The sequence below is a fragment of the Candidatus Enterococcus wittei genome (assembly GCF_002140175.1).
GTDB classification, from domain to species: Bacteria; Bacillota; Bacilli; order Lactobacillales; family Enterococcaceae; genus Enterococcus_B; species Enterococcus_B wittei.
This window is the reverse complement of the sequence record NZ_NGMO01000003.1, coordinates 1-601: the sequence shown is the minus strand read 5'-3', so window position 1 is coordinate 601 and position 601 is coordinate 1. Positions and strand designations below refer to the sequence as shown.

The 601-nt window shown below is 37.3% G+C and carries 1 protein-coding gene; it reads left to right on the top strand.

Going from position 1 to position 601, the window contains the following annotated elements:
* Positions 1-601: QWxxN domain (locus A5844_RS08025; RefSeq protein WP_179190572.1), on the top strand; the 601-nt coding region annotated here is incomplete at both ends.

Genomic DNA, 601 nt, shown 5'->3' with positions numbered 1-601 from the left:
CTTCTGGACTCCAAAATAGAAATCTGACTGCATTGGAGGCAGAAGCTATTATCCTGCAATGGCGAGACAATAATATTTTTAAAAACTATCATTTTAAAGAGAACCATCCAATGTATGCTGAAATAACTGACTCATTAAATGTCTTTCTGACCAATACGCCCACATCGATAACTGAAAAACAATCAAGCTCTGTGACAGAACTACCTATTGAAACAATTTCTGTGAAGGACCAAGCAGAAAAGGCATCCTCTTCTATCACGCAATCTTCAAGTACTTCTGTAAAATTGTCGGAGAATGCAATGAAGTTAAATAGTATCATCACCGCTTTTTTTGCTGGAAAAGCTTCTCCTGTACCACTCTCTGAGAAGTTACCACTTTTGTTGGATGATGCGGAGGTGTATAAAAAGCGGAATGAAACAGATCATGTCAATGATAAAATCAAAGAATTTCTTTGTAAACAAAAAGAACCTTGTGACGGCTTATCTCCTCTTCAATTAATTAATGCGCTATATTGGTGGGTATGGAAAGAAGGCGAGGAGAAGAAGATAACCAGAAGTAAAGAAATTGCTGAAGTTATTCTTAGCTCTTCGGGACTTACTGG